Genomic DNA, 1280 nt, shown 5'->3' with positions numbered 1-1280 from the left:
ACCATCCTGATACGAACGTCATCGACGGTCACGCGGGCGCAAACATCCGTCACCCGAAAGCTGTTTCGGAACGATTACAGTCCAGAACTCCGGACGGGCGCCTATGGCCTAATCCTTACGAGCGCAACCAGGGCGCAAGCCGCGCCTGGCGTTCGGCAGGAGTTGCACGATGAAGAAGCGTCTGTTGCTGATGCTGGCGATGGCCAGCGCATTGACCGGGTGCGTGGTGGTGCCGGCCAGGCCGGCGTACTACCGCCCGGCGCCGGTCTATTACACGCCGCATTATTACTACTACCCCGCCTATCCCGCGCCCCATTACTACTATCGTGGCTACTGATCCGCGCGCCCGTTGCGCCAAGGAAAAAACCATGACTCCCACCTCCCGGATCCTCCGCCCTCGGCCTTTCGCCGCCGCGATCCTGCTGGCCGCCTGCGCCGGCGCCGCGGCGCAGACGTACGAACCGCCGCCGGCGCCCGCCGCCCCCGTCTATGACGGCGGCGACCCGGCGGACGCGAATCTTGCGCTGGTGGACCGCAGCCCCGAGCCGCCTCCGCCCCTGCCCGTCTACGTCCAGCCGCCCGCCCCCGCCGACGGCTACATCTGGGTGCCCGGCTATTGGAGCCGCAACCCCTACGGCTTTTTCTGGGTGCCGGGCGCCTGGGTGCTCGCGCCCTACACCGGCGCGCTCTGGACCCCGGGCTACTGGGGCTTCGTGAACGGCCTGTACATCTGGAACGCCGGCTACTGGGGCCCCCACGTGGGTTTCTACGGCGGCATCAATTACGGCTTCGGCTACACGGGCCGCGGCTACGCGGGCGGCTACTGGAAGCGCGACCGCTTCTATTACAACCGCTCCGTCACGAACGTGAACGTCACCCGCGTCACCAACGTCTACAACCACACCGTGGTGGTCAACAACGTAGACAACCGGCGCGTCAGCTACCATGGCGGCCCCTCGGGCATCCAGCGCCGGGCCGACCCGCGCGAACTCGCCGCCCGCAACGACCGCCATGCGCCGCCCACCCAGGCCCAGCGCGGTTACGTGCGTGACGCCGGCAAGGACCGCGGGCAGTTCTACGACCACAACAAGGGGCGCCCGCCCCAGGCGTTCGTGGACCACGCCTCCGACAACGGCAGGCGTCCCGATGATCGCCCTCCGCGCGACGCCGCTCGGCCAGGCAACGGGCCGGACCAGGGGCGCGGCGGCCAGGACGCTGCCCGGCAGCAAGCCCGCCAGCAACAGCAGCGTGACCAGCAAGCCCAGCAGCAGGACCGCCAG

At 69.0% G+C, this 1280-nt stretch carries 2 protein-coding genes; both read left to right on the top strand.

The features are described 5' to 3' along the window. The first annotated feature begins 169 nt into the window (after window positions 1-169). On the top strand, window positions 170-337 hold the full coding sequence (locus tag ADE01S_RS31905; RefSeq protein WP_165695663.1) for a hypothetical protein: 168 nt from the start codon (window positions 170-172) through the stop codon (window positions 335-337). Between the two features lie 31 nt (window positions 338-368). Beyond that, window positions 369-1280, top strand: a 912-nt coding sequence (locus ADE01S_RS31000; protein WP_062685588.1) for a BcpO-related WXXGXW repeat protein, incomplete at its 3' end; no start/stop codon positions are given.

It is taken from the genome of Achromobacter denitrificans NBRC 15125 (assembly GCF_001571365.1).
GTDB classification, from domain to species: Bacteria; Pseudomonadota; Gammaproteobacteria; order Burkholderiales; family Burkholderiaceae_B; genus Achromobacter; species Achromobacter denitrificans.
The sequence above is the reverse complement of the archived record's forward strand: the minus strand, read 5'-3'. Positions and strand labels throughout refer to the sequence as shown.